Genomic DNA, 22,315 nt, shown 5'->3' on the forward strand with positions numbered 1-22,315 from the left:
TTGCGCAATGAAAAGGGGACGCCGCAGCGTCCCCTTTCGCCCGTCCCCGGCGAAGTCGGTGGTCGTCGTCAGCGCACGACGATCGGCGTGCCTTCGGGCACCCGTGAATGCAGGTCGATCGCGTCCTGGTTCATCAGGCGCACGCAGCCCGACGAGACGGACTGGCCGATCGAACTCCAGACCGGATTGCCGTGCAGCCGGTAGAGCGTGTCCTTGCCGTCCTGATAGACATAGAGGGCGCGCGCCCCGAGCGGGTTCATGATGCCCGGCTCCATGCCGCCTTCCCAGATGCCGGTCGAGGCGTTGTAGCTGGCCCGGTATTTTTCCAGATCCGGTTCGCGGTCGATCATTTCCGCCGGCGGGAACCAGCGCGGCCAGCGCGCCTTGCGGCCCACTTCGGCGCGGCCCGACCATTCAAAGCCCTCGCGGCCGAGGCCGACGCCGTAGCGGATGGCGTTGCCGTTGCCGAGAGTCAGGTAGAGGTAGTGATTGCGGGTCTCCACGACGACCGTGCCGGGCTTTTCGCCGGTCGTGTCGCGCACGACCTGGCGCAGATAGCGCTCGGGCACGCGCTCATAGGGTATGGCCGGAATCGTGAACCCGTCATCGTTCTTCTGGCCGTACATTTCCGAGAACGGCGGAAAGCGCGGCTCGGGTCCGAACGGCATCGCGCCGGTGATGGTGGGGCGGGGCGTGGTGCCGCCCTCGGGCGGCGCCGTCTGGGTGCATCCGGCCACGGCAGCCAGCGGCGCGGCGGCGGCGAACCCCAAGAATTGACGGCGCGATGAAAGAATCATGACGGACCCCATGATGAAAACCCCAGCCTCTGCTACGCCACGCACCGAACCATTGGAATATGCGGTCGACGTGAAACACCCCGGTTTCACGTGTCTGTGAGCCCGATTGGCGGGTTTGGAACGAAGCGTTGCAAAGCTGCAACAGGGCGTCCGGCGTCCGCGATCACGTTTCGAACTGCTCAGAGGTCGGCAAGGGTCGCCACAACGCGGCTTGGCGCATAGTTCGAGTACTCGTCGGGAAGGCCGGCCCGGTTGATCCAGATCGCGTGGAAACCGAACTTGGCGGCACCGGCAACGTCCCACCGGTTGGCCGACACGAACACGACCTTCCTGGGCTTGCAGTCCCAGGCGTCGGTGACCATCCGATAGGTTTCCGGTGCGGTCTTGAACACCTTGACGGCCTCGATCGAGAACATGTCGTCGACCAGTTCGCCGAGCCGCGCCGACTCGACCGCCGCGGCGAGCATGTCGGGCGAGCCGTTCGACAGGATCGCGATCCGCGTGCCCTCCTTGCGCAGCCGCTCAAGCGTTTCGTGAACGTCCGGATAGCTGTCGAGCGTCCAGTATGCGTCGAGCAGCGTGTTGCGCAGGGCCGGATCGTCGATCCGGTGCAGGGCGAGGGCATGGTCGAGCGCTTCTTCGGTCAGTCTCCAGAAGCTGGTGTAGCTGCCCATAAGGCCGCGCACCCAGGAATATTCGAGCTGCTTGGTGCGCCAGGTCGCCGAGATCGCTTCCCACTTGTCGCCGAGCGCGCCGGCGTTGGCGCGCATCGCCGCGTGCACGTCGAACAGCGTGCCGTAGGCGTCGAACACATATCCGGTCGGGGTCATGGAATCCGCTGCGTTGAAGGCGCGGGCATCATCGGCGAAACGCTCGCCGCGTCAAGCCGTCATCCGCGTTGACCTTGGGGGCAAAACCGGCCAAGTCGGATCGTCCGTATCGAAGGAGCGATGCATGGCCACCATTCCCCCCGCCCAGAGCGCAACCTGGACCTATGTCGACGGCGACTGGCACGAGGGCAACGTGCCGATCATGGGTGCGCGCACGCATGCCGTATGGCTCGGCTCGTCGGTGTTCGACGGCGCGCGCTGGTTCGAGGGAGTCGCGCCCGATCTCGACCTGCATTGCGAACGGGTGAACGCCTCGGCGCGCGCGCTCGGGCTCGAGCCCACGATGGAAGCCGACGAGATGGTGTCGCTGACGCTCGAGGGCATCAAGCGCTTCGACGGCGAGACGGCGGTGTACATCCGCCCGACCTACTGGGCCGAGCACGGCGGCTACATGTCGGTGCCGGCTGATCCCTCGTCGACGCGCTTCGCCCTGTGCCTGTTCGAAGCGCCGATGATCACGCCCAAGGGCTTTTCCGTGACCGTTTCCCCGTTCCGCCGGCCGACCGTCGAAACCATGCCGACCGACGCCAAGGCCGGCTGCCTTTATCCCAACAATGGCCGCGCGATCATGGAAGCAAAGGCGCGCGGCTTCGACAATTGCCTCGTGCGCGACATGCTCGGCAATATCTGCGAGACGGCGACGTCGAACGTGTTCATCGTCAAGGACGGTCAGGTGATGACGCCGGCGCCGAACCGGACCTTCCTCGCCGGCATCACCCGCGCCCGCATCATCGATCTTCTGTGGCAGTATGGCTTCAAGACGGTCGAAAAGACCCTGACCATCGACGATTTCATGGACGCCGACGAAATCTTCTCGACCGGGAACCATTCCAAGGTGGTGCCCGTTATCAGGATCAAGGATCGGGAACTGCAACCCGGTCCGGTCGGGCAGAAGGCGCGCGAACTCTATTGGGAATGGGCGCGCGGCTGACGATCGCAAGCGGCGATCCGACCCTCAAATCGGATCGCCGATGGTTGCCCGGAGCCCGACTTAAGTCTACATCACCGATCAGGATTTGCCCGCCCGCCAGAGGCCCGGCGCATGTCCGACCATCCGACGGAGAGGACCCCGACACATGGCTTTCGAACTTCCCGACCTTCCTTACGATTACGACGCGCTCGCTCCGTACATGTCGCGCGAAACGCTCGAATTCCACCACGACAAGCACCATCAGGCCTATGTCACCAAGGGCAGCGAGCTGGCGGCCGAGGCCGGCATGGACGGTCTGCCGCTCGAGGAGATCGTCAAGCAGTCGCATGGCAAGAACCCCGGCCTGTTCAACAATGCCGGCCAGCACTACAACCACATTCATTTCTGGAAATGGATGAAGAAGGGCGGCGGCGGCACCTCGCTGCCGGGCAAGCTGCAGTCCGCCATCGACAGCGACCTTGGCGGTTATGACAAGTTCCGCTCCGATTTCATCGCGGCCGGCGTCGGCCAGTTCGGTTCGGGCTGGGCCTGGATCGCGGTCAAGGACGGCAAGCTGGAAATCATGAAGACGCCGAACGGCGAGAACCCGCTGGTGCACGGCGCCGAGCCGATCCTCGGTGTCGATGTGTGGGAGCACTCCTACTACATCGACTATCGCAACGCCCGTCCCAAATATCTCGAGGCGTTCGTCGACAATCTGATCAACTGGGATTACGTGCTCGAACGCTACGAAAGCGCCACGGCGTAAACACCTGAAAGAAATATACAAATTCGGAGAGCCCGGGCACTGCCCGGGCTTTCCTGTTACAAACTGTTCACGCTTTCGCGACTTGATTTTGAAGCGCGGCGACCATTTGCTCTCTTCAGCGGGCCTGTGCGCGCTGCAAGACACGATACCGGAGAGCCATATGTTTCTAAGAACAGTGACGACCGCCGCAACCTTGTTGGCGATGGGGGTGACGGCCTCGCTTGCGCAGGACCCGATCGAGGAGCGCCAGCAGATCATGAAGGACAATGGACAGGCGATGCGCGTCCTGGTTCCGATGGCCCGTGGCCAGGCCGACTATGACGCCGAGGCCGCGCTGGCAGCGTTCGTTTCGATCCGCGACGATGCCGCCCGGTTCGGCGAACTGTTCCCCGAAGGCACCGAGACCGGCGGCGACACGCGCGCCAAGCCGGAAATCTGGACCGACCGCGAGGGCTTCGATGCCGCCGTGGCGGCGTTCGTCGAGGATGCCGAAGCCGCCGTCGCAGCCGCGCCTGCCGACCTGGACGCCTTCCGTCCGGTCTTCGGTGCGATGGCCGAGAATTGCGGCGATTGCCACGAGGTCTATCAGGTTCCCGAGAACTGATCGATCGGAGCGGCCCGTCCGGGTCGCGCTCCATCTTGGCCGGGCGGCATCCGTGCCGCCCGTTCGCTTGCGTGAACAGGGCAGGGAGCCATGCGCCGAGTTCTGATCGTCTTGAGCCTGCTGGTGATCGCGGGCGTCATCGGCTTCTGGTGGTTGACCATGCCGCAGCCGTTGCCCGCCGACCGCCTGGCGGCCGTCGATGGCCATGAGCCCGACCTGACAAATGGCGAAGCGCTTTTCTGGGCCGGTGGATGCGCCTCCTGCCATGCCGGTTCGGATGCCGAGGGCGACGCACGGCTTGAACTTGGCGGCGGCGCGCCGCTCGAGAGCCGCTATGGCACGTTCGGCGTGCCGAACGTTTCGCCGCATCGCGAGGACGGCATCGGCTCTTGGAGCTTCGCCGATTTCGCCAACGCCATGACACGCGGAATCGCGCCGGACGGACGGCACTACTATCCGGCGTTCCCCTATGCGTCCTATGCGAAGATGCCGCTCGACGATCTGGCCGATCTGTGGACGTTCATGCAGTCATTGCCGCCGGTGGAGAACGGCCCGCAGGTCGCGCGCGCCGAACTGACCTTTCCCTACAATCTGCGACGCGGGATCGGTCTGTGGAAGCGGGCCTATCTGTCCGACGAGCCGGTGGTCGCCGATGCGGCGCTCGATGACGATGCGCAATTGCTGCGCGGCCGCTACCTGGTCGAGGGGCCCGGCCATTGCGGCGAATGCCACACGCCGCGCAACTGGGCCGGCGCGATGGACACGGGCCGCTGGCTCGCCGGCGCGCCCAACCCCGAAGGCGAGGGACGCATTCCGAACATCACCCCGCACGAGGACGGTGTCGCCGGCTGGACCGAGGACGATCTCGTCTACGGGCTTGAATCGGGTTTCACGCCCGAGTTCGATTCGATGGGCTCGACCATGGCCGCCGTGGTCAAGAACTTCGCCAATGTCAGCGCCGACGACCGCGCCGCCATCGCGGCCTATCTCAAGGCGATCCCGGCGCTGCCGGACGCGCCATAGCCATCGCCTCAATCGGCCGTCCCGACCGCCTTCAGCGCGAAGGCATAGACCTCGGCGATCTCCTCGAGCCGCGAGAAGCGTCCCGATGCCCCGCCATGGCCCGCGCCCATGTTGGTCTTGAGCATGTATGGCCCGCCCTGCGGCGCCATCGCGCGCAGTTTCGCCACCCATTTGGCCGGTTCCCAGTAGGTCACCCGCGGGTCGGTCAGCCCGGCGACGGCCAGCACCGGCGGATAGGGCAGGGCCGCGACATTGTCGTAGGGCGAATAGGCGGCGATGGTCGCATAGTCGGCCTGCGAGGCGATCGGATTGCCCCATTCGGGCCATTCGGGCGGCGTCAGCGGCAGCGTGTCGTCGAGCATGGTGGTCAGCACGTCGACGAACGGCACCTCGGCGATGATCGCCCCGAACGCCTCGGGTGCCATGTTCATCACCGCGCCCATCAGCATGCCGCCGGCCGATCCGCCCTGCGCGACGAGCCTGTCCGGCGCCGTGTACCCCTCGGCCGGCAGATGACGCGCCACGGCCACGAAATCCTTGAACGTGTTGGCCTTGTCCTGCCGTTTGCCGGCCTCGTACCAGGCAAAGCCCTTGTCCTTGCCGCCCCGGATATGGGCGATCGCATAGACGAAGCCGCGATCGACCAGCGACAGGCAGTTCGTGTTGAACGATGCGGGAATGGCGATGCCGTAGGAGCCGTAACCGTAGAGCAGGCACGGCGCCGATCCGTCGAGCGGCGTGTCCTTCCTCATCACAAGCGATACCGGTACCAGTTCGCCATCATCGGCCGGCACCTGCAGGCGGCGCGTGACATAGGCGTCGGCATCGTGGCCGGACGGCACTTGCTGCGTCTTCAGCAGCGTGCGTTCACGGGTGGCCATGTTGTAGTCGAAGACCTGGCTCGGCGTCGTCATCGACGAATAGGACAAGCGGATCACGTCGGTGTCGTATTCGTGGCTGCCCTGGACACCGAGCGAATAGGCCTCCTCCTCGAAGGCGATGTGATGGATGTCGCCGCTCGCGCGGTCCATGATTGCAATGCGCGGCAACCCGTCCTTGCGTTCGAGCCAGGCCAGATGCCGCTTGTAGGCCTGGTGCTTGAGGATCAGTCGGCCCGGTTCGTGCGGCACAATCTCGGTCCAGTTGGCCTTCTGCGGCGCGTCCACCGGCGCGGTCATGATCTTGAAGTCCTTGGCGCCGTCGGCGTTGGTGACGATGAAGAAGACATCGCCGCCTTCCTCGAGTTCGTATTCGACGCCGGTCACGCGCGGTTCGACGATGACCGGCTCGCTGCCGGGCGCATCGGCCCGGATCAGCCGGAATTCGCTGGTCTCGTGATCGTGGATGTTGACGTAGATGAAATCGTTCAGGCGGCTTGATCCGACGCCCATGAAGAAGCCGGCATCGGCCTCCTCGTAGATCAGGCGGTCATCGCTCTGCGGTGTGCCCAGCCTGTGGTAGTAGAGCTTCGAGGGCCGGTGGTTGTCGTCCATCCTGGTGTAGAAGAAGCCGTCGCCGGCCGCATCGAACACGCCGTTGCCCGACGTGTCCTCGACCATGTCGTCGAGATCGGCAAGGGTCGACAGGTCGCGCACGCGCGCGGTGAAATACTCCGAGCCCTTGTCGTCATAGGTCCACAGGAGCCGCGCGTGATCGGCCGAGTGGTCGGCGCCGGCGAGACGGAAATAGTCCTTGCCCTCGGCTTCCTTGTCGCCATCGAGCAGGATCGTGCGTTCCGCGTCAAGATCATTGCGGGGCACGCGGAAGAAGCGCGGCTGCTGGCCGCCGGTTGCGAACGAGGAACCATAGGCCCACGGCCCGTCGGGCGCCGGCACGGTTTCGTCGTCTTCCTTGATGCGGCCCTTCATTTCGGTGAACAGCGTCTTCTGCAGAGCCTCCGTGTCGGCCATCAGCGCCTTCTGGTAGGCGTTTTCGGCCTCAAGGTGAGCCCGGATGTCGGCCTCCAGCACGCCGGGGTCCTTGAAGACGGCCTGCCAGTTGTCGGCCCGCAGCCACGCGTACTCGTCCGTGCGCGTGATGCCGTGGCGCGTGTCGGAGACCGGGCGCCTTTCGGCCGATGGCGGTGTCTGGTCGGTCGTGAACGGGTGCGGCATGAAGGTCTCCGGCGGGCGTGTGCGTTGGCCGCTTAGGTACGATGCTGTGACGCAAATGCAATCGCCGTCCGGCGGAAAGTTCGGGGCGCGGCGTAGAGGCGCGTCGATCCCCGCGCGCTGAACGCCGGGTGAACGGTCGGGTCACCGCCGGTTCAAGCCGCAAGCCGCATTCTTCGTGCAGATCGACGCAATCGCATGGAGACCGACGATGACCCGCGCAACCACTGCACTCGCCGCCCTGATTGCCGCGACAGGCCTGGCTTTTTCGAGCCTGCCTGCGCAGGCAGGCGCCTTCTTCGCATGGGAGGTGACCGACGTTCCCTGGGGCGACGTCCTCAATGCACGCAAGTGGCCGGCCAGCTACTCGCAGAAGCAGACCGCCTACCCGAACGGCACGGTCCTCTCGATGACCGGCCGCTGCAAGGGCGCACCGGACCTGCTCGGCCGGATCACCGCACTGGATGATGTCCGGCAGCGCCAGGTCGTGCGGTACCGCTGGTGCGAAATCTGGCACGACCCGGCCCGCAACGGCAGGTACACGACCGGCTGGGTCTACATGAAATACATGAAGCCGGCCCGCTAGGCGGCGGCGCGAAAGACGATGGAGGCGACAATGCATCTCAGGCACGTGGCCCTTGCGGCTCTCGCGGCCTTCTCGATCACGCCAGCGGCTCATGCGGACGCATCGTGGCCGATCGCGACGCAGATCGTTCCGTCCGCTTCCGTCGCGCCGAGCTACTCGATCCGCACGATCGGTTCTGCACCGGGCGCGGCGCCGGCGCCGATCCGCAAGATGCCCTTCCGTGGCTCGCAGCAGATTGGTATCACCCCGGCCGGCGGCGCGGTGCTGGTCACCGGCCATTGCACCGCCGACTACGGCCACTCGCCGGTGCATCCCTACGCCTGGGGCGGCAAGAGTTTCCCGGCGATATCCTCGTTCTGGTGCGAGACGTTCACGCGCGCGCCCGAAACGGGCCGAAGGGTCGTTGGCTGGATTCGCCGCGACCGCCTTGTGATTGGCAGATGAGGCGCGGCTAGCCCTTTTCGTCCGGCTCGAACGTCATCGCCACACCGTTCATGCAATAGCGAAGACCGGTCGGTTGCGGACCATCGTTGAAGACGTGACCCAGATGGGCATCGCAATCCGCGCAGCGGATTTCCGTGCGCACCATGAAGAACGAGCGGTCCTTGTGCTCGGTGACGGCCTCGTCATCGACGGGCGCGAAAAAGCTCGGCCAGCCGGTGCCGGAATCGAACTTGGTTTCGGAGCGGAACAGCGGCTTGTCGCAGCACACGCAGCGATAAAGGCCGGCATCCTTGGTGTCCCAGTTCGGTCCGGTGAAGGCGCGTTCGGTGCCGTGCTTGCGGGTCACCTTGTACTGCTCGGGCGTCAACTGGGCGCGCCATTCGGCGTCCGACTTGACGATCTTCGGCGCGGTCTTGGTCGTGGTCATTGGGCCTCTCCGTTATCGCCGAGTAGATAGGCGTGCTGGCAATCGGCGGCAAGAGAAGGCAGGGTGGGGCAAAGCAAGCCGTTTCGGCCATGAGGGGGCAATTCGTCGCGATTCATGCGGAAATCGGCCAAATCGGAGGTGCGGCGTCTTGCCAGCCCATTTCTTCCCGCCTAAATCCGGCGCAATTTACGACAATCACGCCGCTTTTTTGTCCCCCGCAAAAAAGACAACCTGCGCCAAGACCCGATGGATCTGACGTTTCTTGCCTTCTTTGCGCCCTTCCTGGCGGCACTCTTTGCACCGTTTCTGGTTCAGGTCTTCCGGCACAACGCCGCCTGGGTGCTGGCGCTCGTACCGGCGCTGATCTTCGTCCATTTCACCGGGTTTCTGCCCGAGATTTCCGACGGTGGCCGCGTAACGGGCGGTTATCAGTGGATCCCGTCCTTCAACGTCAATTTCTCCTGGCTGATCGACGGCCTGTCGTTGACCTTCGCGCTGCTGATCTCGGGGATCGGCACGCTGATCGTGCTCTATGCCGGCGGCTACATGAAGGGCGACCCGCAGCAGGGGCGGTTCCTGTCCTTCATCCTGATGTTCATGGGCGCCATGCAAGGGCTGGTCCTCTCCGACAGCTTCTTCATGTTCTTCGTGTTCTGGGAACTGACCTCGATCACCTCGTTCCTTCTGATCGGTTTCAAGCACAATTACGAACGCTCGCGCCGCGCCGCCATGCAGGCGCTGGTCGTCACCGGCGGCGGCGGGCTGGTCATGCTGGCCGGCCTGATCGTGATCTGGAACGTGACGGGCGTCAGCGAGTTCTCGCTGCTTCTGGCGACCGACGGCCTGCTCCGCGAGAGCCCGTTCTACCTGGCCGCGCTGCTGCTGATCCTCGGCGGCGCCTTCACCAAATCGGCGCAGTTTCCGCTGCATTTCTGGTTGCCCAACGCGATGGAAGCGCCGACGCCAGTGTCGGCCTATCTGCATTCGGCGACCATGGTGAAGGCGGGCGTCTATCTGGTCATGCGCCTCAATCCCGTGCTCGGCGAGACGGTCGCATGGGAGACGATCCTGCCGCTGTTCGGCGGCGCCACCTTGCTGGTCGGCACGCTGCTCGCCGTGCGCCAGACCGACTTGAAGCTGATGCTCGCCTATACGACCGTCGCTTCGCTCGGCCTTCTGGTCATGCTGACCGGTTTCGGCACGGAAAAGGCGATCGAGGGCGCCGTCCTCTATCTGGTCGCTCATTCGCTCTTCAAGGGGGCGCTGTTCATGGTCGCCGGCAATGTCGACCATGAGGCCGGCACGCGCGACGTCACCAGGCTCGGCGGGTTGATGGCCGCGATGCCGATCACCTTCGGCGCGGCCATTCTGGCCGCCCTGTCGATGGGCGGCCTGCCGCCCTTCGTCGGGTTCCTCGCCAAGGAAGAGATCTACTATGGCATCGCCGCATCCGATCCCTGGTCGATCTTCATCACCGCCGTCGCGATCGTGGGCAACGCGCTGATGCTGGTGATCGGCTTCGCGGTCGCGCTCAAGCCGTTCCTCGGCCAGAAGGTCGAAACGCCCAAACAGGCGCACGAGGCGCCGCTGCTGATGTTCGCTGGCCCGGTCGTGCTGGCGATCGTCGGTCTTGCCGCGGCGTTGTGGTCGGGGCTCTTCCACGCGCTGATCTCGAGCCCTATGGCCTCGGCCGTCGCGGGCACCCCGCTCGAGATCACCATCTCGATCATTCCCAAGCCCGGCATCGCGCTGACGCTGTCGGTCGTCACCGTGGCGCTCGGCATCGTGCTCTATCTCGCGATCGGCCGGCTGCGCGGGGCCATGGCCGCAACGCTCACCGCGATCGGGTGGGGCCCCGATCTTGGCTTCGATCAGTTCATGCGGGGGCTTGTCCGGCTGTCCGTCTCGATGACGCGGACGCTGCAGAACGGCAAGATGGAATTCTACATGACGGCCACCTTCGTGCTGCTGGCGCTGTGGCTGTTCCGCACCATGTTCGCCGCCAACGAGTGGCCGGCCATCCCCGCCTTCCCGGTCCTGACCTTCTATGAATGGGCCGTATTCATTATTGCCGCGATCGGCCTGATCGCCGTCGTCTATGCCTCCAACCGGCTCACCGCGATCGTCTCGCTGGGCATCCAGGGCTTCGCCGTGGCGATCCTGTTCATGCTGATGGGCGCGCCCGACCTGTCGTTCACCCAGTTCATGGTGGAGACGCTGACGGTCGTCATTCTGGCGCTGGCGATGACGCGGCTGCGCCTGTCGCCGCAGGACCATCGCTCGCTCGCGCAGACGATCCTCGACGGCGTCGTCGCGATCGCGTGCGGCGTCGCGCTGACCTTCATCCTGCTGCAGGTGCTAGAAACGCCGTTCGACCGGACGCTGACCGAATTCTTCAACCTCTATTCCTATTCGATCGCCCAGGGCCGCAACATCGTCAACGTGATCCTCGTCGACTTCCGTGGCGTGGATACGTTCGGCGAGATCGGCGTGGTGATGGTCGCCGGCCTGGCGATCCTGGCGCTGTTGCGGATCGTGCCGAAGCGGTCGCTCGGCAGCGCGCCGTCGCCGGCCGCTGCCTCGGCGCCGGCCCCCGATGCTCCGGCGATGCCGCGCGAGCCGGCCGGCGCGGTGAAGGAGTGAGCCGATGCGTACGCTGATCTTCCGTTCGACCGCGCCCTATCTGACGGCCCTGATGATGCTCTATTCGGTGTTCGTGCTGCTGCGCGGCCACAACGAGCCCGGCGGCGGCTTCATCGGCGGTCTGATCGCCGCGTCCGCGCTCGCCATCTACGGTATCGCCTGCGGCGTCTCGCCCGTGCGGCGGGCGATCCGCTATCATCCCATGGCGATCGCCGGATTCGGCCTGTTCGTCGCGGCGATCGCGGGTCTGTTCTCGCCGTTCGTCGGCGTGCCCTACATGACGGGCCTGTGGATCTATCCGGTGGTGTTCGGCATGGAACTCAAGCTGTCGACGACGCTCATCTTCGACATCGGCGTCTATCTGGTCGTGCTCGGTTCGATCACCTCGATCGCGCTGGCGCTCGAAGAAAGGGAGCGTGACTGATGGAAGTCGCCGTCGCGGTCCTCACGGGCCTTTACTTTGCCGTCTCGATCTATCTGATGCTGTCCCAGCACATCATCCGCATCCTGCTGGGCACGGTGACGCTGTCGACCGGCGCAAACCTGACGATCTTCGCGATGGGACGGATCACCCGCGAGGTGCCGCCGATCATTCCCGATGGCCGGTACCTTCCCGCCGAAGGGGCGGCCAACGCGCTGCCGCAGGCGCTGGTGCTGACCGCGATCGTCATCGCCTTTTCGCTGTTTGCCTTTCTGCTCGTGCTGGTGATGCGCTCCTATCAGGAGCTCGGCACCGACGACACCGAGGCCATGCGCGACGCCGAGCCGCGTGGCGAACCGCTGCCGCCGCTGGGCTACTGAACCGCAGGAACCGCTGACCCGATGGCCACCGCCGAAAAGCCGAAGATCAATCTTGAGGACGCCTTTGTCATGGAGGCGCCGGCGCTTGCCGACTGGCTGATCGTCGCGCCGCTGGTCGTCGGCTTCATCTTCGCGGCGCTGTGCCTGATGACGCGCAAGAACACGAAGCTGCAGCCGCTGATCGCGATGTCCGGGCTCGTGCTCATTCTCGCCTGTGTGGCGGGGCTGTTCCTGCACGTGCTCTTCAACGGCACGGTGATCATGGCGATGGGACGGTGGCTGCCGCCGTTCGGCATCGCTTTCGTCGCCGACATGCTCGGCGCGACGCTGGCGCTGGTGGCGGGCATCGTCGGTCTTGCGACCGGCATCTATGCGCTGCGCGAGGCCGACGACACCGAGCGGCGCTACGGTTTCTATCCGTTTCTCCTGATGATGCTTGCCGGGGTTATCTGCGCGTTTCTGACCGGCGACATCTTCAACCTCTATGTCTGGTTCGAGGTTCTTCTACTGGGCTCGTTCGGCCTTCTGGTGCTCGGCTCGCGGCGCGAGCAGCTCGACGGCGCGACCAAATACGCCTTCCTGAACCTGGTCGCGACGACGCTGTTCCTGATCGCCGTCGCCTATGTCTACGGCCTGTTCGGAACGCTCAACATGGCCGACATCGCACGCAAGGCCGCCGCGATGGAGGATGTCGGCCCCCGCCTGACGATCGCCGCGCTGTTCTTCTTCGCCTTCGCGATGAAGGCGGCCGCCTTTCCGCTCAACTTCTGGCTGCCCGCCTCCTACCACACGCCAAGGCTTGCCGTCGGCGCGGTCTTCGCCGGGCTTCTGACCAAGGTCGGCGTGTACGCGTTGCTCCGGGTGCTTCTGACCCTCTTCCCGACGGATCGGGACGATCTGGCGATTTCGATCGCCGTGGTCGCGGCGGCGTCCATGCTGCTCGGCGCACTCGGCGCTCTGGCGCAGACCGACATGCGCCGCCTTCTCGGCTATCTGGTGATTTCCGGCATCGGCATCATGCTGGCCGGCCTGGCACTCGGCAGTGCCACCGGCCTGTCGGGCACCGCGTTCTACACGGCCCATTCCATGGTGGTGATGACCGCGCTCTATCTGATGGTCGGCGTGATCGGCGCCGCCGGCGGCACCTTCGATCTCAACCGGGCCGGCGGCCTCTACAAGGCCATGCCCTGGCTTTCGGTGATCGCGCTGATCCTTGCGTTTTCGGCGTCCGGCCTGCCGCCATTCTCCGGCCTGTGGCCCAAGATCTATCTGGTCAAGGCCTCGATCGATGTCGGCGCCTGGTGGCTGGCCGGCGCGATCCTCGTGTCCGGCTTCCTGACGACGATCGCGCTCGTGCGCCTTTTCGCCTATGCTTTCTGGCGTCCGGCCCGCGAGGGCGCGTCGGTCGGTGACGCTGCCGCGCGGCCGATCATCGCCATCGGCTATCCGGTGCTCGCCGGGCTTTGCGCGCTGACGGTCATCGCCGGGGTCTATCCCGAGCCCTTCATCCAGGTGGCCGACCGGATCGCTGTCGAACTGATGAACCCGGCCGGCTATGTCGAGGCCGTCTACGGGCCGGCGCAGGCGGCGGACGCCGCCGTTTCGACAGGGGAGACGACACAATGAACCTGTTTCTCGCCAACCTGCTTCTGGCGCTGGTCTGGGCTGCGGTGACCGGCAGCTTCGCGCTGATCAACATCGTCTTCGGCTTCGTTCTCGGCGCGATCGCCCTGACCATCATTCAGGAGCAGGTCGGCGCGGTCGGCTATCTGTCGCGCCTTTACCGCATCGTCTCGCTGCTGCTGCTGTTCGTCTACGAACTGATCCTGTCGGCAACGCGCGTCGCCATCCTCGTCCTGTCGCCGCGCATGAACCTCAAGCCCGGCATTCTGGCCTATCCGCTCAAGGTCGACCGGGACCTCGAGATCACCATGCTCGCCAACCTGATCACCCTGACGCCGGGCACGCTGTCGGTGGATGTGTCGGCCGATCGCAAGACGCTCTACATCCACGCGCTCGATTGTTCCGATCCCGATTCCATCCGCGCCGACATCGCCGAAGGGTTCGAGCGCAAGATCCTGGAGGCCTTCCGCTGATGGACGCCGCCGCCTTCCTCGACGGATCGGTCCGGATCGCGCTGGTCATCCTGAGCGTCGCGCTGCTTGCGACCGTGTTCAAGGTGATCCGCGGGCCGACCCTGCCGGACCGGATCCTCGCGCTCGACATGCTGGTCGCCACAGCGATCGGCTTCATCGCGGCGATCGGCATCAAGACCGGCTTCACGCTCTATCTCGACATCGCGATCACGCTCGGCCTCGTCGGGTTCCTCGCCACGGTCGCCTTCGCGCGCTTCGTGCTCACGCGCGGCCGCAGCGAAAACGATGTGGCGGACCGGAAGGAACTCGCTGACCGCGACGTCGTGATCGTTCCGGACACCAACAAGCTCGAGCAGACCGAACAGGGACCATCGAGATGACAGAGATCGCGGCCATCATCGCCGGAGTGCTCGTTCTTACCGGCGCCTTTTTCGCGCTGGTCGCCACGATCGGCCTGTGGCGCCTGCCCGATATCTACACCCGCTCGCACGCCGCGTCGAAGACGGGCACGCTCGGCTCCGGCCTCGTCCTGATCGCGCTCGCAGTCCATGCGGGGGACGCGAGCACCACCAGCCGCGCGCTGGCCGGTGTCGTCTTCTTCCTGCTCACCGCGCCGATCGCCGCCCATCTTCTCGCCCGCGCGGCCTATGCGGTCGGATATCCGCTGAGCGAGGAAAGCGTCGCCGACGACCTGGCGAACGGGGACCGAAACGAATCAGTTGGGCCAACTTGAACGCGTCGACGAAAGATTTGCCCGTTCAGGTTGTGGCGGTTCATCATGTACCGGGCAAATTTTAGCGTATTGAATACATAAGTTGATTGCAGCGCGCGAAGAAACCGTTGCGCAGTCAGACAAGTTATGACATGAAAACTTAGCGGGTGAGTCTATCATAAAAAAACAAAGAGGTTCCCCCTTGGACAACGATCAAAGACAATCGACCGATAGCAACCTGCTCGTTGAGCTGACGGCGGAAGTCGTGTCCGCATATGTCGGCAACAACCCGGTTGCCGCCACCGATCTTCCTTCGCTGATTTCGCAGGTTCATTCGGCACTTGGTCGCACGAGCGAGAGCGGCGAGGCGGCCGCTGCCGAGAAGCCGACGCCGGCGGTGAACCCGAAGCGGTCGGTGACGCGCGATTACATCATCTGCCTTGAAGACGGCAAGAAGTTCAAATCGCTCAAGCGGCACCTGATGAGCCATTACGGCATGACACCGGAAGAGTATCGTGAGAAGTGGGGCCTGGCGCCCGACTATCCGATGGTCGCTCCGTCCTATGCCGAGCAGCGCTCGCGCCTTGCCCGCGAAATGGGTCTGGGCCGCAAGCCGGGCACCAAGGTCAGAAAGAAGTCCTAGGTCCGACCGGCTTAGCGCTTGACGGCCGCGCGCCTTCGCTCGCGGCCATTCGCGCTTGTCCGGCCTTCGGTGGCCGGCCCTGAGTCTTTCGGTGATCCGAGCGCTTCGACAATGACATCGCGCGCCTGCTTCAGCGCGATGTGACGATTGAGATCATAGCTCCAATGGCGGGCGGTCCCCTTGTTGCGCTCGCGCGCGAGGCGGCGGTCGATTCTGTCAAGATGGCCGCGCAGCTCCGCCTTTGTCGCCCTTTCGACCCGGGCAATGGACGTTCCGCAGAACCGTCCGAGGAGCCCGTCGAGCCGCCCGCGCTCGGCCGCCTTCGCGCATCCCGTATCCCGCAGATCCATCATGTGTCCTCGATCGATGCGTTCCGTGCGGCAGGCTAGGCCGGCGGCACCGACGTTGGATAACTCGCGCTCCCAGGATCAGTGCTTCGGCTGCATTACCCATACGTCTCAGAGACTTAACCCTCGCAGGCAAAAATTCCTATCAAACCAGACCGCCGTTGATATAAGAAAATATTCCTCAAAACGGAGGTTGCCATGCAGGGTTTGGGTCGTGTCGGCGCATGCGAGTTCAGTCGGTTCGTCACCGACGGGGAGACGAGAGATCTCCCCGAGTCCGATGAGCACGCCGACCCGTCGTCGCCGCTCGTGCACGCGATGGGGTTGCCGAGCGAATGCGAGGCGACCGTGCTCTGTGACGGCGTGATCGACCTGATGGCCGCCCTTTTCTCGGTCAGCGGTCGCCAGTTGCGCTCGCCCAAGCGCCAGGGCCGCGCCGTTTCGCGTGTACGCCAGATCGGCATGTACATCGCCCACACGACGCTAGGGCTGAGGATGGCGGCGGTCGCCACCGGCTTCGGCCGTGACAAGAGCACGGTGATGTATGCCTGCCACCTCGTCGAGGACATGCGTGACGATATCGAGTTCGACCGGATCGTCGGACGGGCGGAACGCGTCGTCCGTGTGGCCTTCAACCTGCACGTCCGGGATGGTGGCGATGGGCAATGAACCCGACGCCAAGCGGGCGCTCCGACTCCTCGATGCGCTCGCAGGGGGCCATGCGGCGCGGATGCGGCCGGCTGGTCCTTCGGCCTGTGTCCTAGAGCTTTGCGATGGTCGTCGGCGCCGCTGTCCGATCGCGCTGATCGAACAGATGGCGGCGCAGGGCTGGATCGTGCGGCAATCCGATGCCGGCGGCAAGGGAGACCGGATCATCGCCACCGAGGACGGCCTGTCCTGGCGCAGGCGCATGGCCGCAGGAGGCGGATTTGCCGACCAGCACCGAGACATCGGCACGCTCCGCCTCGGCGATCGGGAGCGTGCGACCGCGAACCTTGCCGAGTCGCCGCTCGCCCGGCTGGCGCGATCGCGGGGCAGGGGACAACGGCCCTGGCTCGACGCGGCCCAGCTTGCCGCCGGTGAACGTCTGCGCGCCGATTTCGAGTTCGGACAGCTCAGGCAGAAGGTGACGGCCTCCTGGAACCCCGCGCGCACGGTCCGCGATGGAGCCGGCGCCGGTGGCGCGGCCGATCTGTCCGATCGCGCCATCGATGCCCGCGCGCGGTTCAATGCGGCGCTCGATGCGGTCGGCCCGGAGCTTGCCGGTCTGCTGGTCGACGTGTGCTGTTTTCTGAAGGGGCTCGAGGAGATCGAGTGCGCGCGCGGCTGGCCGCGCAGGTCCGCCAAGGTCGTCTTGCGCACGGCGCTGTCGGCTCTCGACCGGCACTACAATCCGCCGCGAAACCGGTCGGCGCCCATGCGCCACTGGGGCTCGGACGGCTACCGGCCTACCCTGTCGACCTAGGCGGCGATACGACCGCTCGCCTCGGTCTTCATCCGGTCGACCATGGCGCGCAAGCCGTTCGAGCGCTGCGGCGTCAGGTGGCTGTCGAGGCCGATCTGCCTGAAGAGCCCCTCGGCGTCGTAGCGGACCACCTCCTCGGCGGGCCGGCCGGAAAGCGCGCTGATCATGATGGCGACGAGCCCGCGCACGATATGGGCGTCCGAATCGCCGCGGAACGTCACGGTCTTGCCGTCGCCGTCTTCAGTTTCGGCAACCAGCCAGACCTGGCTGACGCAGCCATTGACCTTGTTGGCGTCGGTCTTTTCGGTCTCGGGCATATCGGGCAGTTCGCGGCCCAGTTCGATGACGTAACGGTACTTGTCTTCCCAGTCGTCAAGAAGCTCGAAATCCTCGATGATGGACTGAAGGCTGCGTGACATGCGCTTTCCGGTGGCCGATCCTGCTCACGCTTACATATGGAGCGGGCCCGAAATGCTCAACCCCGGTCATCGCCCGGCGCAACTTCGGTAGTCAGACGTCCGTGGGTTCCGGAGCCGGCTCGGCGGTGCGTGCGCGGGCAATCAGGCCCGACGCGACGACAAGGCCCTCCTGCGCCCGCGCGATGGCCGCGTCCGCCAGTGCCCGGCCGCTTTCGCACAGTGCCGGCTGGCGGCTGCAGATCGATCCCACTTCCTGCGCGACGGCCCCGGCGACACGCGCTGCATGCACTGTCGTCTCGAGGTTCGCACCGGTCTCGGGGCGAGAAGGCTCGGTCGCGGGCGTTTCGCCGGGCACCAGGCTCGGCAGGGCGATCAGCCCCAGAAACCCCCAGAATGTCATCTTGATCGCAAGGCGGATCATGCTCGTGTCCCCGGTGATGAATATCCCCGCCGGAGAAGATGACGGAAGGCGCTGAAGCCCCGGTGCGCCGCGGTTCCGGCATTTTCGCCAAAATCGGCTAAAATGCGCGCTATCGCCAAAAACCATGATGCGGAATGCACTTAGGCGACGCACCAAGCGTTAACCATAGCAGGATTTCGCTCCGTCGAGCCGCCCCAAAGCCGCCCTGCACGGGCGCCGCCGCCGGTGGCGTTTATCCATTCGTAAACTGCCCCGTGTGAGGGTGGAACCACCGCCGATCCGGCGGAGCGTACGTGAGTGTAGTGTTGCGTCTTCCCGTTCCGATAGTCAGGCTGTTGTCGTCCGGCACGCCGTCGCAGTCCATGCCGCTCCTGCGCGCCCGATCCGCCGCGTTGTGGGCGACGGCGCTCGCCGCCACGAGCGCGACCGCGGGCGTGCTGCTGACGCTCGGCGTTGCGGGACCCGCCGGGGTCCCCGCGGGAATCGCGGCTTCGCTGGCCGCGGCGTTCCTGGCGCTCGGCTCGGTCTTTCTGGGACGCGGCGCGGCGATCCCTCTTCACTCGCCCGTACCCGTGCCGCGCGACGACCGTGAAGAACCGATCGGCGCCGACAGGGAAGCGCCGCAGGGCCTGTTTGCGATCGACGCGGACGGTCGGCTCGGCGATGCGGTCGTGTTCGGCGATCATTCGATCGCGCCACTGGCCGCCGGACAATCGCTGATCGACCGCGTCCATGTCGCCGATCGCGTCGGTCTGCTCCGTACCCTGTCCGTGGCGCGCCAGAGTGCAACCGGCCCAATGGCAGTCGCAATCCGCTTCAACCGGCTGCCGCCGGCCGAGGGCCAGGCCTTCATTGACACCTCGATGATCGTGATGCCCGGCCGCGTCGGCGCGGCGGTCTTCGTCGCCATGGCCGTGGCGCCCACGGTCGAAGCCGAACCGGAGCCGGCACCGGGTTCCGAGCGTGATGCCGACCGGCTGGCGGTTGTCAGCCACGAACTGCGGACGCCGCTCAACGCCATCATCGGCTTTTCGGACCTGCTGCGGGGCGAGGCGGGCGGTCTCGTGCCGGTCGCGCGCCGGGGCGAATATGTCGACCTCATCCACGAGGCGGCGACGCACCTTCTGTCCGTCGTCAACACCGTGCTCGACGTCTCCAAGATTGGTGCCGGACGCTATGCGATCAGTCGCGAGAGCTTCGATCTCGGCGAAACGATACGTTCCGCCGCGACGATGCTGGCCCCACGCGCCGCCGCCAAGGGCATCCATATCAACCTGCATCTGGAGAACGTCACGGCTCCGGCGACGGCGGACCGCCGCGCCGTCAAGCAGATCGTCATCAACCTGCTTTCGAACGCCATCAAGTTCACGCCCGACGGTGGCTGCGTGACGATCGAGGCGGCATCTCGGCCGGACGGCGTCGTTCTGACTGTCGCCGACACGGGCATTGGTATCGCCGAGGACGAGATCGCAAAGCTCGGTCAGCCGTTCCGGCAGGTCGACAATTCCTACACCCGCCAGTGCGAGGGGACCGGGCTCGGCCTGTCGCTCGTCAAGGGTCTTGCGGGGCTGCATGGCGGCGACATGCGGATCGAGAGCGCTCCGTCGATCGGAACCCGCGTGACCATCACGCTGCCCGCCGCCGACCCGGCCCGCTGCGAGCAATCCGACGGGCGCGTCACCCCGCTGCCGGCACGCCCGGTCGCCGATGCGGACCAGAACTACGAGGAGATGATCCATGCGCCGCTACGATTTGGCTGATGATGATGTCCATGACAGCGTGATCGCCGAACTGGTCGGCGGCGTATGGCGGCTTGCGCTGCGCAATCGCCGCTTGGTCCTTGGCGGTCTCGCCGCGTTGGGTGTCGTCACCTACGCCAGCGTCAACGCGCTGTTCCTCCAGGATGGCGCCCATCCCTCGGCCTTCTTCGAAACGCGCGACGTATCGCGCGACAGGTTCGCGCTGCGGGCCGACGAGGCCGACGGCCCGGCGGCTCAGCCGTCCACGCAGGTCACCCGGATCGTATTCGACGGACAGGCTGGCGACACCGATGCGCCGGTGGCGCCGCGTCCGGAGCGCCGGCCGGTCGCCGAGACGTTGCCTGAAGCCGATCCGGTGGCCGAGACCATCATTGCGGCGCCGGCCCCGGTCGAAGAGAAGACCGACGATCCCGTCACGTCGATCCAGACGATGCTCGCATCGCTCGGTTTTTACGATTCCGAAATCGACGGCATCGTCGGCCCACGCACGACTGCGGCGATCGAAGCCTACAAGACAAGCGTCGGCCTGCGCGGCATCGAGCTTTCGACCGACGAACTGCTCACCAGCCTGAACAACAACATGATGGTCACGGCGGCCATTCCCCGCCCCCGGCCGGAGACCACCGAACCGGTGCCGATTCCGCAGGTGACCCCCGCACCGCAATCCGAAAGACGCATCGGCGCGGCGGCCGAAGCGCCCGTCGCCGATCCCACCGTTCTGCGGGTCCAGGCCGGGCTGAAGGCCTTCGGCAACGAGGACATCAGGGTCGACGGTGTCGCCGGCGAACGCACCCGGCTCGCCGTCCGCGAGTTCCAGTCGCTGTTCCGACTGCCCGTGAACGGCGAGATCGACGACGCGCTGGTCGAGAAGATGGTCGCCGTCGGGCTCATCGACTGACGCGATGGCGCCGCGCGTCACCTCCGAACTGTTCGTCGCGGTTCTGGTCCGCAACGCGCGCGCCGGTGGCGGCTTTGCCTATGTGGCGCGCCGCGGCAACGCCCAGGCGGGCGCGATCCTCGTCGCGTTTTATGCCGGCGGCGGCAGCGGCTACGATCTCTACCAGGCCGCGCCGCCGGCCCTGAGCGATGAGGATACGGGCCGGGACACGCGGCGTTTTCATCACGCGCGGACGCTGTCCGATGACGCGGAACTGCGGGCGATGATCGACAGCGAAGCGCGTTTCGATCCCGACTTCTGGCTCATCGAGATCGAGAACTGGAACGCGGACGTGGGCGAGCTTCTGCCGCTTGTCGAAGGTGACTGAACGCCGTCGCCTCAGGCGGCGCCGCGTTGCCGTTCTTGCGAAGGCGGCTCGTCCTGGCTGGCGGGTTGCAGGGTCGCCAGCGACCGGATCTCGTCGAGCTGCCAGCCGCGCACCCTTTGGGCCGCTTCGCTGGACGTGACCAGCCGATAGGCTTCCCGAAAACGTTCCTCCACATCGTCGTCCGTGGCGAGATCGGGTGCGAGCCCCTTGAAGACGGACAGGGCCTGCTTGTCGGAAAAGCCCATGAAGCGGAGCGCGAACAGGAAGTTCCGTGAGGTCGGATCGTCGCACAGGATGCGCGCGCTGGTCATCGACAGGCCCGTGCTGTCGGCGAGCGCGGTCTCAAAGAGCGGACGCGATTCAATGCCGGCAAGCGTTGCGACCTGACCGAGAACCTCGGCGTCGAGGCGCTGGGCGATGGTGCCGCGCGGCTGGCCCGGCGTCCCGGCGGGTTCGGATGGCCGTGCCGTCTGGCGCAGTTCGAGCGCCCGGTCGATGGCGGGATCCTCAAGCGTGCGCAGGCCCGCCCTGACGGGCCCGGACAGCGCTCTGCGCCGCGCGATGGCGCGCGTGCGCGCGCCGGCGCCGTGCCGGGCGATGATGTCGAGAAGGATCTGATCGTCGAGCACCGCAGACCGCGCGATGAAGGGTGCGGCGATCGTCTCTTCGACCTCGCAGAGGAAGTGGGCAACCTCGAGCGGCGTCGTTTCGAGCGGCGCCAGCGTCCCGGCGATCGCGCGCAGATGCTCGTCGGAGACCAGGTCGATGTTCTCGAGAAGCTGTTTCTCGAATCGGGCGCGATCCTCGGGCGAAGGCGCGCGCAGCCGAGCGAAGCGTTCGGCGTTCTGGTGCAGCATCAGGGCGATACGGTCGTTCGTCATGATCGGAGGCTAGCAGCCAAGCGTTAGCGATGCGTTAACCATAAGCGCGCACGCTGGCGTCGTTCGGCGCAGGTCTCGAAGGGGGTGCCCATGGCCGATATCGTTGCAATGTCCGCCTACCGGTCGGTCCATGACCGCCTCCGGCGCAAGCGTCAGTCCGCGCTACTGCCACTTGCCGGACCGGCGACCCTGCTTCTGTTCACCGGCGTCCGCCGCGAGCCGATCGGCACGCCGTCGGGCAAGGTTGTGGGCAAGAACCGAAAGGGTGGCGGGGCTGCCAAGGAGCGTTAGCTCCGGATCC

At 65.7% G+C, this 22,315-nt stretch carries 28 protein-coding genes; 20 read left to right on the forward strand and 8 right to left on the reverse strand.

Features of this window, described 5'->3' with window-relative positions; all coding sequences use genetic code 11:
* Nucleotides 1-68: 68 nt before the first annotated feature.
* Complete coding sequence (locus E0E05_RS05245) at nt 69-797, reverse strand: L,D-transpeptidase (protein WP_131615760.1); 729 nt, start codon at nt 795-797, stop codon at nt 69-71.
* A 179-nt stretch (nt 798-976) separates the two neighbouring features.
* A complete protein-coding gene (locus tag E0E05_RS05250) occupies nt 977-1,627 on the reverse strand; it encodes a haloacid dehalogenase type II (protein WP_131615761.1) in 651 nt (216 codons plus the stop codon).
* 124 nt (nt 1,628-1,751) lie between these two features.
* On the opposite strand from E0E05_RS05250, the gene E0E05_RS05255 reads away from it, so the two are divergent.
* From E0E05_RS05255 to E0E05_RS05270, 4 genes are all read left to right on the forward strand, one after another.
* Nucleotides 1,752-2,618 carry a branched-chain amino acid aminotransferase gene (locus E0E05_RS05255; RefSeq protein ID WP_131615762.1) on the forward strand — a complete coding sequence of 289 codons (867 nt, stop codon included), beginning with the start codon at nt 1,752-1,754 and terminating at the stop codon, nt 2,616-2,618.
* 145 nt (nt 2,619-2,763) lie between these two features.
* On the forward strand, nt 2,764-3,366 hold the full coding sequence (locus tag E0E05_RS05260) for a superoxide dismutase (protein ID WP_131615763.1): 603 nt from the start codon (nt 2,764-2,766) through the stop codon (nt 3,364-3,366).
* 160 nt (nt 3,367-3,526) lie between these two features.
* Nucleotides 3,527-3,970 carry a c-type cytochrome gene (locus E0E05_RS05265; RefSeq protein ID WP_131615764.1) on the forward strand — a complete coding sequence of 148 codons (444 nt, stop codon included), beginning with the start codon at nt 3,527-3,529 and terminating at the stop codon, nt 3,968-3,970.
* A 90-nt stretch (nt 3,971-4,060) separates the two neighbouring features.
* Nucleotides 4,061-4,993 (forward strand): cytochrome c, encoded by a 933-nt coding sequence (locus E0E05_RS05270; RefSeq protein WP_131615765.1) that lies wholly within the window; start codon nt 4,061-4,063, stop codon nt 4,991-4,993.
* Nucleotides 4,994-5,001: 8 nt separating this feature from the next.
* Here E0E05_RS05270 and E0E05_RS05275 read toward each other — a convergent pair whose 3' ends face one another.
* Nucleotides 5,002-7,107, reverse strand: a complete 2,106-nt coding sequence (locus E0E05_RS05275; RefSeq protein WP_131615766.1) for a S9 family peptidase — start codon at nt 7,105-7,107, stop codon at nt 5,002-5,004.
* A 208-nt stretch (nt 7,108-7,315) separates the two neighbouring features.
* On the opposite strand from E0E05_RS05275, the gene E0E05_RS05280 reads away from it, so the two are divergent.
* On the forward strand, nt 7,316-7,690 hold the full coding sequence (locus tag E0E05_RS05280; protein WP_131615767.1) for an SH3 domain-containing protein: 375 nt from the start codon (nt 7,316-7,318) through the stop codon (nt 7,688-7,690).
* A gap of 30 nt (nt 7,691-7,720) precedes the next feature.
* Nucleotides 7,721-8,134 carry a hypothetical protein gene (locus tag E0E05_RS05285; protein WP_131615768.1) on the forward strand — a complete coding sequence of 138 codons (414 nt, stop codon included), beginning with the start codon at nt 7,721-7,723 and terminating at the stop codon, nt 8,132-8,134.
* Nucleotides 8,135-8,141: 7 nt separating this feature from the next.
* Here the strand turns inward: E0E05_RS05285 and msrB are convergent, their stop codons facing one another.
* Nucleotides 8,142-8,561: a peptide-methionine (R)-S-oxide reductase MsrB gene (gene msrB / locus E0E05_RS05290; RefSeq protein WP_131615769.1), complete on the reverse strand. Its 420-nt coding sequence runs from the start codon at nt 8,559-8,561 to the stop codon at nt 8,142-8,144.
* Between the two features lie 246 nt (nt 8,562-8,807).
* On the opposite strand from msrB, the gene E0E05_RS05295 reads away from it, so the two are divergent.
* From E0E05_RS05295 to E0E05_RS05330, 8 genes are all read left to right on the forward strand, one after another.
* The gene (locus E0E05_RS05295; protein WP_131615770.1) at nt 8,808-11,204 is read left to right on the forward strand and encodes a putative monovalent cation/H+ antiporter subunit A; all 2,397 of its coding nucleotides are present in this window, start codon (nt 8,808-8,810) and stop codon (nt 11,202-11,204) included.
* 4 nt (nt 11,205-11,208) lie between these two features.
* Nucleotides 11,209-11,628, forward strand: coding sequence for a Na+/H+ antiporter subunit B (locus tag E0E05_RS05300; protein WP_131615771.1), 420 nt, complete (start codon nt 11,209-11,211; stop codon nt 11,626-11,628).
* The gene (locus tag E0E05_RS05305; protein ID WP_131615772.1) at nt 11,628-12,005 is read left to right on the forward strand and encodes a Na+/H+ antiporter subunit C; all 378 of its coding nucleotides are present in this window, start codon (nt 11,628-11,630) and stop codon (nt 12,003-12,005) included. The genes E0E05_RS05300 and E0E05_RS05305 overlap by 1 nt, the downstream gene beginning before the upstream one ends.
* 21 nt (nt 12,006-12,026) lie before the next feature.
* Nucleotides 12,027-13,631, forward strand: coding sequence for a Na+/H+ antiporter subunit D (locus E0E05_RS05310; protein ID WP_131615773.1), 1,605 nt, complete (start codon nt 12,027-12,029; stop codon nt 13,629-13,631).
* Nucleotides 13,628-14,101 carry a Na+/H+ antiporter subunit E gene (locus tag E0E05_RS05315; RefSeq protein ID WP_039723033.1) on the forward strand — a complete coding sequence of 158 codons (474 nt, stop codon included), beginning with the start codon at nt 13,628-13,630 and terminating at the stop codon, nt 14,099-14,101. Before E0E05_RS05310 ends, E0E05_RS05315 begins: the two co-directional genes overlap by 4 nt.
* Nucleotides 14,101-14,481, forward strand: coding sequence for a cation:proton antiporter (locus E0E05_RS05320; RefSeq protein WP_131615774.1), 381 nt, complete (start codon nt 14,101-14,103; stop codon nt 14,479-14,481). The genes E0E05_RS05315 and E0E05_RS05320 overlap by 1 nt, the downstream gene beginning before the upstream one ends.
* Entirely contained in the window at nt 14,478-14,834 is a 357-nt protein-coding gene (gene mnhG, locus E0E05_RS05325; RefSeq protein ID WP_039723035.1) for a monovalent cation/H(+) antiporter subunit G, read from the forward strand. Before E0E05_RS05320 ends, mnhG begins: the two co-directional genes overlap by 4 nt.
* A gap of 181 nt (nt 14,835-15,015) precedes the next feature.
* The gene (locus E0E05_RS05330) at nt 15,016-15,456 is read left to right on the forward strand and encodes a Ros/MucR family transcriptional regulator (RefSeq protein ID WP_039723036.1); all 441 of its coding nucleotides are present in this window, start codon (nt 15,016-15,018) and stop codon (nt 15,454-15,456) included.
* Between the two features lie 11 nt (nt 15,457-15,467).
* Here the strand turns inward: E0E05_RS05330 and E0E05_RS17470 are convergent, their stop codons facing one another.
* Nucleotides 15,468-15,809: a hypothetical protein gene (locus E0E05_RS17470; RefSeq protein ID WP_192900442.1), complete on the reverse strand. Its 342-nt coding sequence runs from the start codon at nt 15,807-15,809 to the stop codon at nt 15,468-15,470.
* Nucleotides 15,810-16,001: 192 nt separating this feature from the next.
* Between E0E05_RS17470 and E0E05_RS05340 the strand changes: the two genes are divergently transcribed.
* Together E0E05_RS05340 and E0E05_RS05345 are read left to right on the forward strand one after the other, a co-directional pair.
* Nucleotides 16,002-16,472, forward strand: a complete 471-nt coding sequence (locus E0E05_RS05340; RefSeq protein WP_342212197.1) for a helix-turn-helix domain-containing protein — start codon at nt 16,002-16,004, stop codon at nt 16,470-16,472.
* Nucleotides 16,462-17,268: a DUF6456 domain-containing protein gene (locus E0E05_RS05345; protein WP_131615775.1), complete on the forward strand. Its 807-nt coding sequence runs from the start codon at nt 16,462-16,464 to the stop codon at nt 17,266-17,268. The genes E0E05_RS05340 and E0E05_RS05345 overlap by 11 nt, the downstream gene beginning before the upstream one ends.
* Here E0E05_RS05345 and E0E05_RS05350 read toward each other — a convergent pair.
* On the reverse strand, nt 17,265-17,687 hold the full coding sequence (locus E0E05_RS05350) for a SufE family protein (protein WP_131615776.1): 423 nt from the start codon (nt 17,685-17,687) through the stop codon (nt 17,265-17,267). The genes E0E05_RS05345 and E0E05_RS05350 overlap by 4 nt on opposite strands.
* A 91-nt stretch (nt 17,688-17,778) precedes the next feature.
* On the reverse strand, nt 17,779-18,108 hold the full coding sequence (locus tag E0E05_RS05355) for a DUF5330 domain-containing protein (protein ID WP_131615777.1): 330 nt from the start codon (nt 18,106-18,108) through the stop codon (nt 17,779-17,781).
* Nucleotides 18,109-18,401: 293 nt separating this feature from the next.
* On the opposite strand from E0E05_RS05355, the gene E0E05_RS05360 reads away from it, so the two are divergent.
* Genes E0E05_RS05360 through E0E05_RS05375 form a run of 3 tightly spaced genes read left to right on the forward strand, consistent with a single transcriptional unit; the run spans nt 18,402 to nt 21,133 of the window.
* Entirely contained in the window at nt 18,402-19,868 is a 1,467-nt protein-coding gene (locus E0E05_RS05360) for a sensor histidine kinase (RefSeq protein WP_131615778.1), read from the forward strand.
* Complete coding sequence (locus E0E05_RS05370) at nt 19,846-20,766, forward strand: peptidoglycan-binding domain-containing protein (RefSeq protein WP_158629276.1); 921 nt, start codon at nt 19,846-19,848, stop codon at nt 20,764-20,766. The genes E0E05_RS05360 and E0E05_RS05370 overlap by 23 nt, the downstream gene beginning before the upstream one ends.
* A gap of 4 nt (nt 20,767-20,770) precedes the next feature.
* Nucleotides 20,771-21,133 (forward strand): DUF1491 family protein, encoded by a 363-nt coding sequence (locus E0E05_RS05375; RefSeq protein ID WP_131615781.1) that lies wholly within the window; start codon nt 20,771-20,773, stop codon nt 21,131-21,133.
* 11 nt (nt 21,134-21,144) lie between these two features.
* Here the strand turns inward: E0E05_RS05375 and E0E05_RS05380 are convergent, their stop codons facing one another.
* The gene (locus E0E05_RS05380) at nt 21,145-22,014 is read right to left on the reverse strand and encodes a hypothetical protein (RefSeq protein WP_131615782.1); all 870 of its coding nucleotides are present in this window, start codon (nt 22,012-22,014) and stop codon (nt 21,145-21,147) included.
* 90 nt (nt 22,015-22,104) lie between these two features.
* Between E0E05_RS05380 and E0E05_RS05385 the strand changes: the two genes are divergently transcribed.
* Entirely contained in the window at nt 22,105-22,305 is a 201-nt protein-coding gene (locus tag E0E05_RS05385; protein ID WP_131615783.1) for a hypothetical protein, read from the forward strand.
* The last annotated feature ends 10 nt before the right edge of the window (nt 22,306-22,315 follow it).

Origin of the sequence: Roseitalea porphyridii, assembly GCF_004331955.1 — a bacterium.
Taxonomy (GTDB): domain Bacteria; phylum Pseudomonadota; class Alphaproteobacteria; order Rhizobiales; family Rhizobiaceae; genus Roseitalea; species Roseitalea porphyridii.

Excerpts from the sequence above, each read along its gene's own strand:
- E0E05_RS05275 (WP_131615766.1), bottom strand. The coding sequence starts at position 7,107 with ATGCCGCACCCGTTCACGACCGACCAGACACCGCCATCGGCCGAAAGG.
- E0E05_RS05385 (WP_131615783.1), top strand. The coding sequence starts at position 22,105 with ATGGCCGATATCGTTGCAATGTCCGCCTACCGGTCGGTCCATGACCGC.
- E0E05_RS05305 (WP_131615772.1), top strand. The coding sequence starts at position 11,628 with ATGGAAGTCGCCGTCGCGGTCCTCACGGGCCTTTACTTTGCCGTCTCG.
- E0E05_RS17470 (WP_192900442.1), bottom strand. The coding sequence starts at position 15,809 with ATGATGGATCTGCGGGATACGGGATGCGCGAAGGCGGCCGAGCGCGGG.
- E0E05_RS05300 (WP_131615771.1), top strand. The coding sequence starts at position 11,209 with ATGCGTACGCTGATCTTCCGTTCGACCGCGCCCTATCTGACGGCCCTG.
- E0E05_RS05345 (WP_131615775.1), top strand. The coding sequence starts at position 16,462 with ATGGGCAATGAACCCGACGCCAAGCGGGCGCTCCGACTCCTCGATGCG.
- mnhG (WP_039723035.1), top strand. The coding sequence starts at position 14,478 with ATGACAGAGATCGCGGCCATCATCGCCGGAGTGCTCGTTCTTACCGGC.
- E0E05_RS05250 (WP_131615761.1), bottom strand. The coding sequence starts at position 1,627 with ATGACCCCGACCGGATATGTGTTCGACGCCTACGGCACGCTGTTCGAC.
- E0E05_RS05245 (WP_131615760.1), bottom strand. The coding sequence starts at position 797 with ATGATTCTTTCATCGCGCCGTCAATTCTTGGGGTTCGCCGCCGCCGCG.
- E0E05_RS05370 (WP_158629276.1), top strand. The coding sequence starts at position 19,846 with ATGCGCCGCTACGATTTGGCTGATGATGATGTCCATGACAGCGTGATC.
- E0E05_RS05310 (WP_131615773.1), top strand. The coding sequence starts at position 12,027 with ATGGCCACCGCCGAAAAGCCGAAGATCAATCTTGAGGACGCCTTTGTC.
- E0E05_RS05260 (WP_131615763.1), top strand. The coding sequence starts at position 2,764 with ATGGCTTTCGAACTTCCCGACCTTCCTTACGATTACGACGCGCTCGCT.
- msrB (WP_131615769.1), bottom strand. The coding sequence starts at position 8,561 with ATGACCACGACCAAGACCGCGCCGAAGATCGTCAAGTCGGACGCCGAA.
- E0E05_RS05320 (WP_131615774.1), top strand. The coding sequence starts at position 14,101 with ATGGACGCCGCCGCCTTCCTCGACGGATCGGTCCGGATCGCGCTGGTC.
- E0E05_RS05375 (WP_131615781.1), top strand. The coding sequence starts at position 20,771 with ATGGCGCCGCGCGTCACCTCCGAACTGTTCGTCGCGGTTCTGGTCCGC.
- E0E05_RS05265 (WP_131615764.1), top strand. The coding sequence starts at position 3,527 with ATGTTTCTAAGAACAGTGACGACCGCCGCAACCTTGTTGGCGATGGGG.
- E0E05_RS05255 (WP_131615762.1), top strand. The coding sequence starts at position 1,752 with ATGGCCACCATTCCCCCCGCCCAGAGCGCAACCTGGACCTATGTCGAC.
- E0E05_RS05315 (WP_039723033.1), top strand. The coding sequence starts at position 13,628 with ATGAACCTGTTTCTCGCCAACCTGCTTCTGGCGCTGGTCTGGGCTGCG.
- E0E05_RS05340 (WP_342212197.1), top strand. The coding sequence starts at position 16,002 with ATGCAGGGTTTGGGTCGTGTCGGCGCATGCGAGTTCAGTCGGTTCGTC.
- E0E05_RS05285 (WP_131615768.1), top strand. The coding sequence starts at position 7,721 with ATGCATCTCAGGCACGTGGCCCTTGCGGCTCTCGCGGCCTTCTCGATC.
- E0E05_RS05280 (WP_131615767.1), top strand. The coding sequence starts at position 7,316 with ATGACCCGCGCAACCACTGCACTCGCCGCCCTGATTGCCGCGACAGGC.
- E0E05_RS05295 (WP_131615770.1), top strand. The coding sequence starts at position 8,808 with ATGGATCTGACGTTTCTTGCCTTCTTTGCGCCCTTCCTGGCGGCACTC.
- E0E05_RS05350 (WP_131615776.1), bottom strand. The coding sequence starts at position 17,687 with ATGTCACGCAGCCTTCAGTCCATCATCGAGGATTTCGAGCTTCTTGAC.
- E0E05_RS05270 (WP_131615765.1), top strand. The coding sequence starts at position 4,061 with ATGCGCCGAGTTCTGATCGTCTTGAGCCTGCTGGTGATCGCGGGCGTC.
- E0E05_RS05355 (WP_131615777.1), bottom strand. The coding sequence starts at position 18,108 with ATGATCCGCCTTGCGATCAAGATGACATTCTGGGGGTTTCTGGGGCTG.
- E0E05_RS05380 (WP_131615782.1), bottom strand. The coding sequence starts at position 22,014 with ATGACGAACGACCGTATCGCCCTGATGCTGCACCAGAACGCCGAACGC.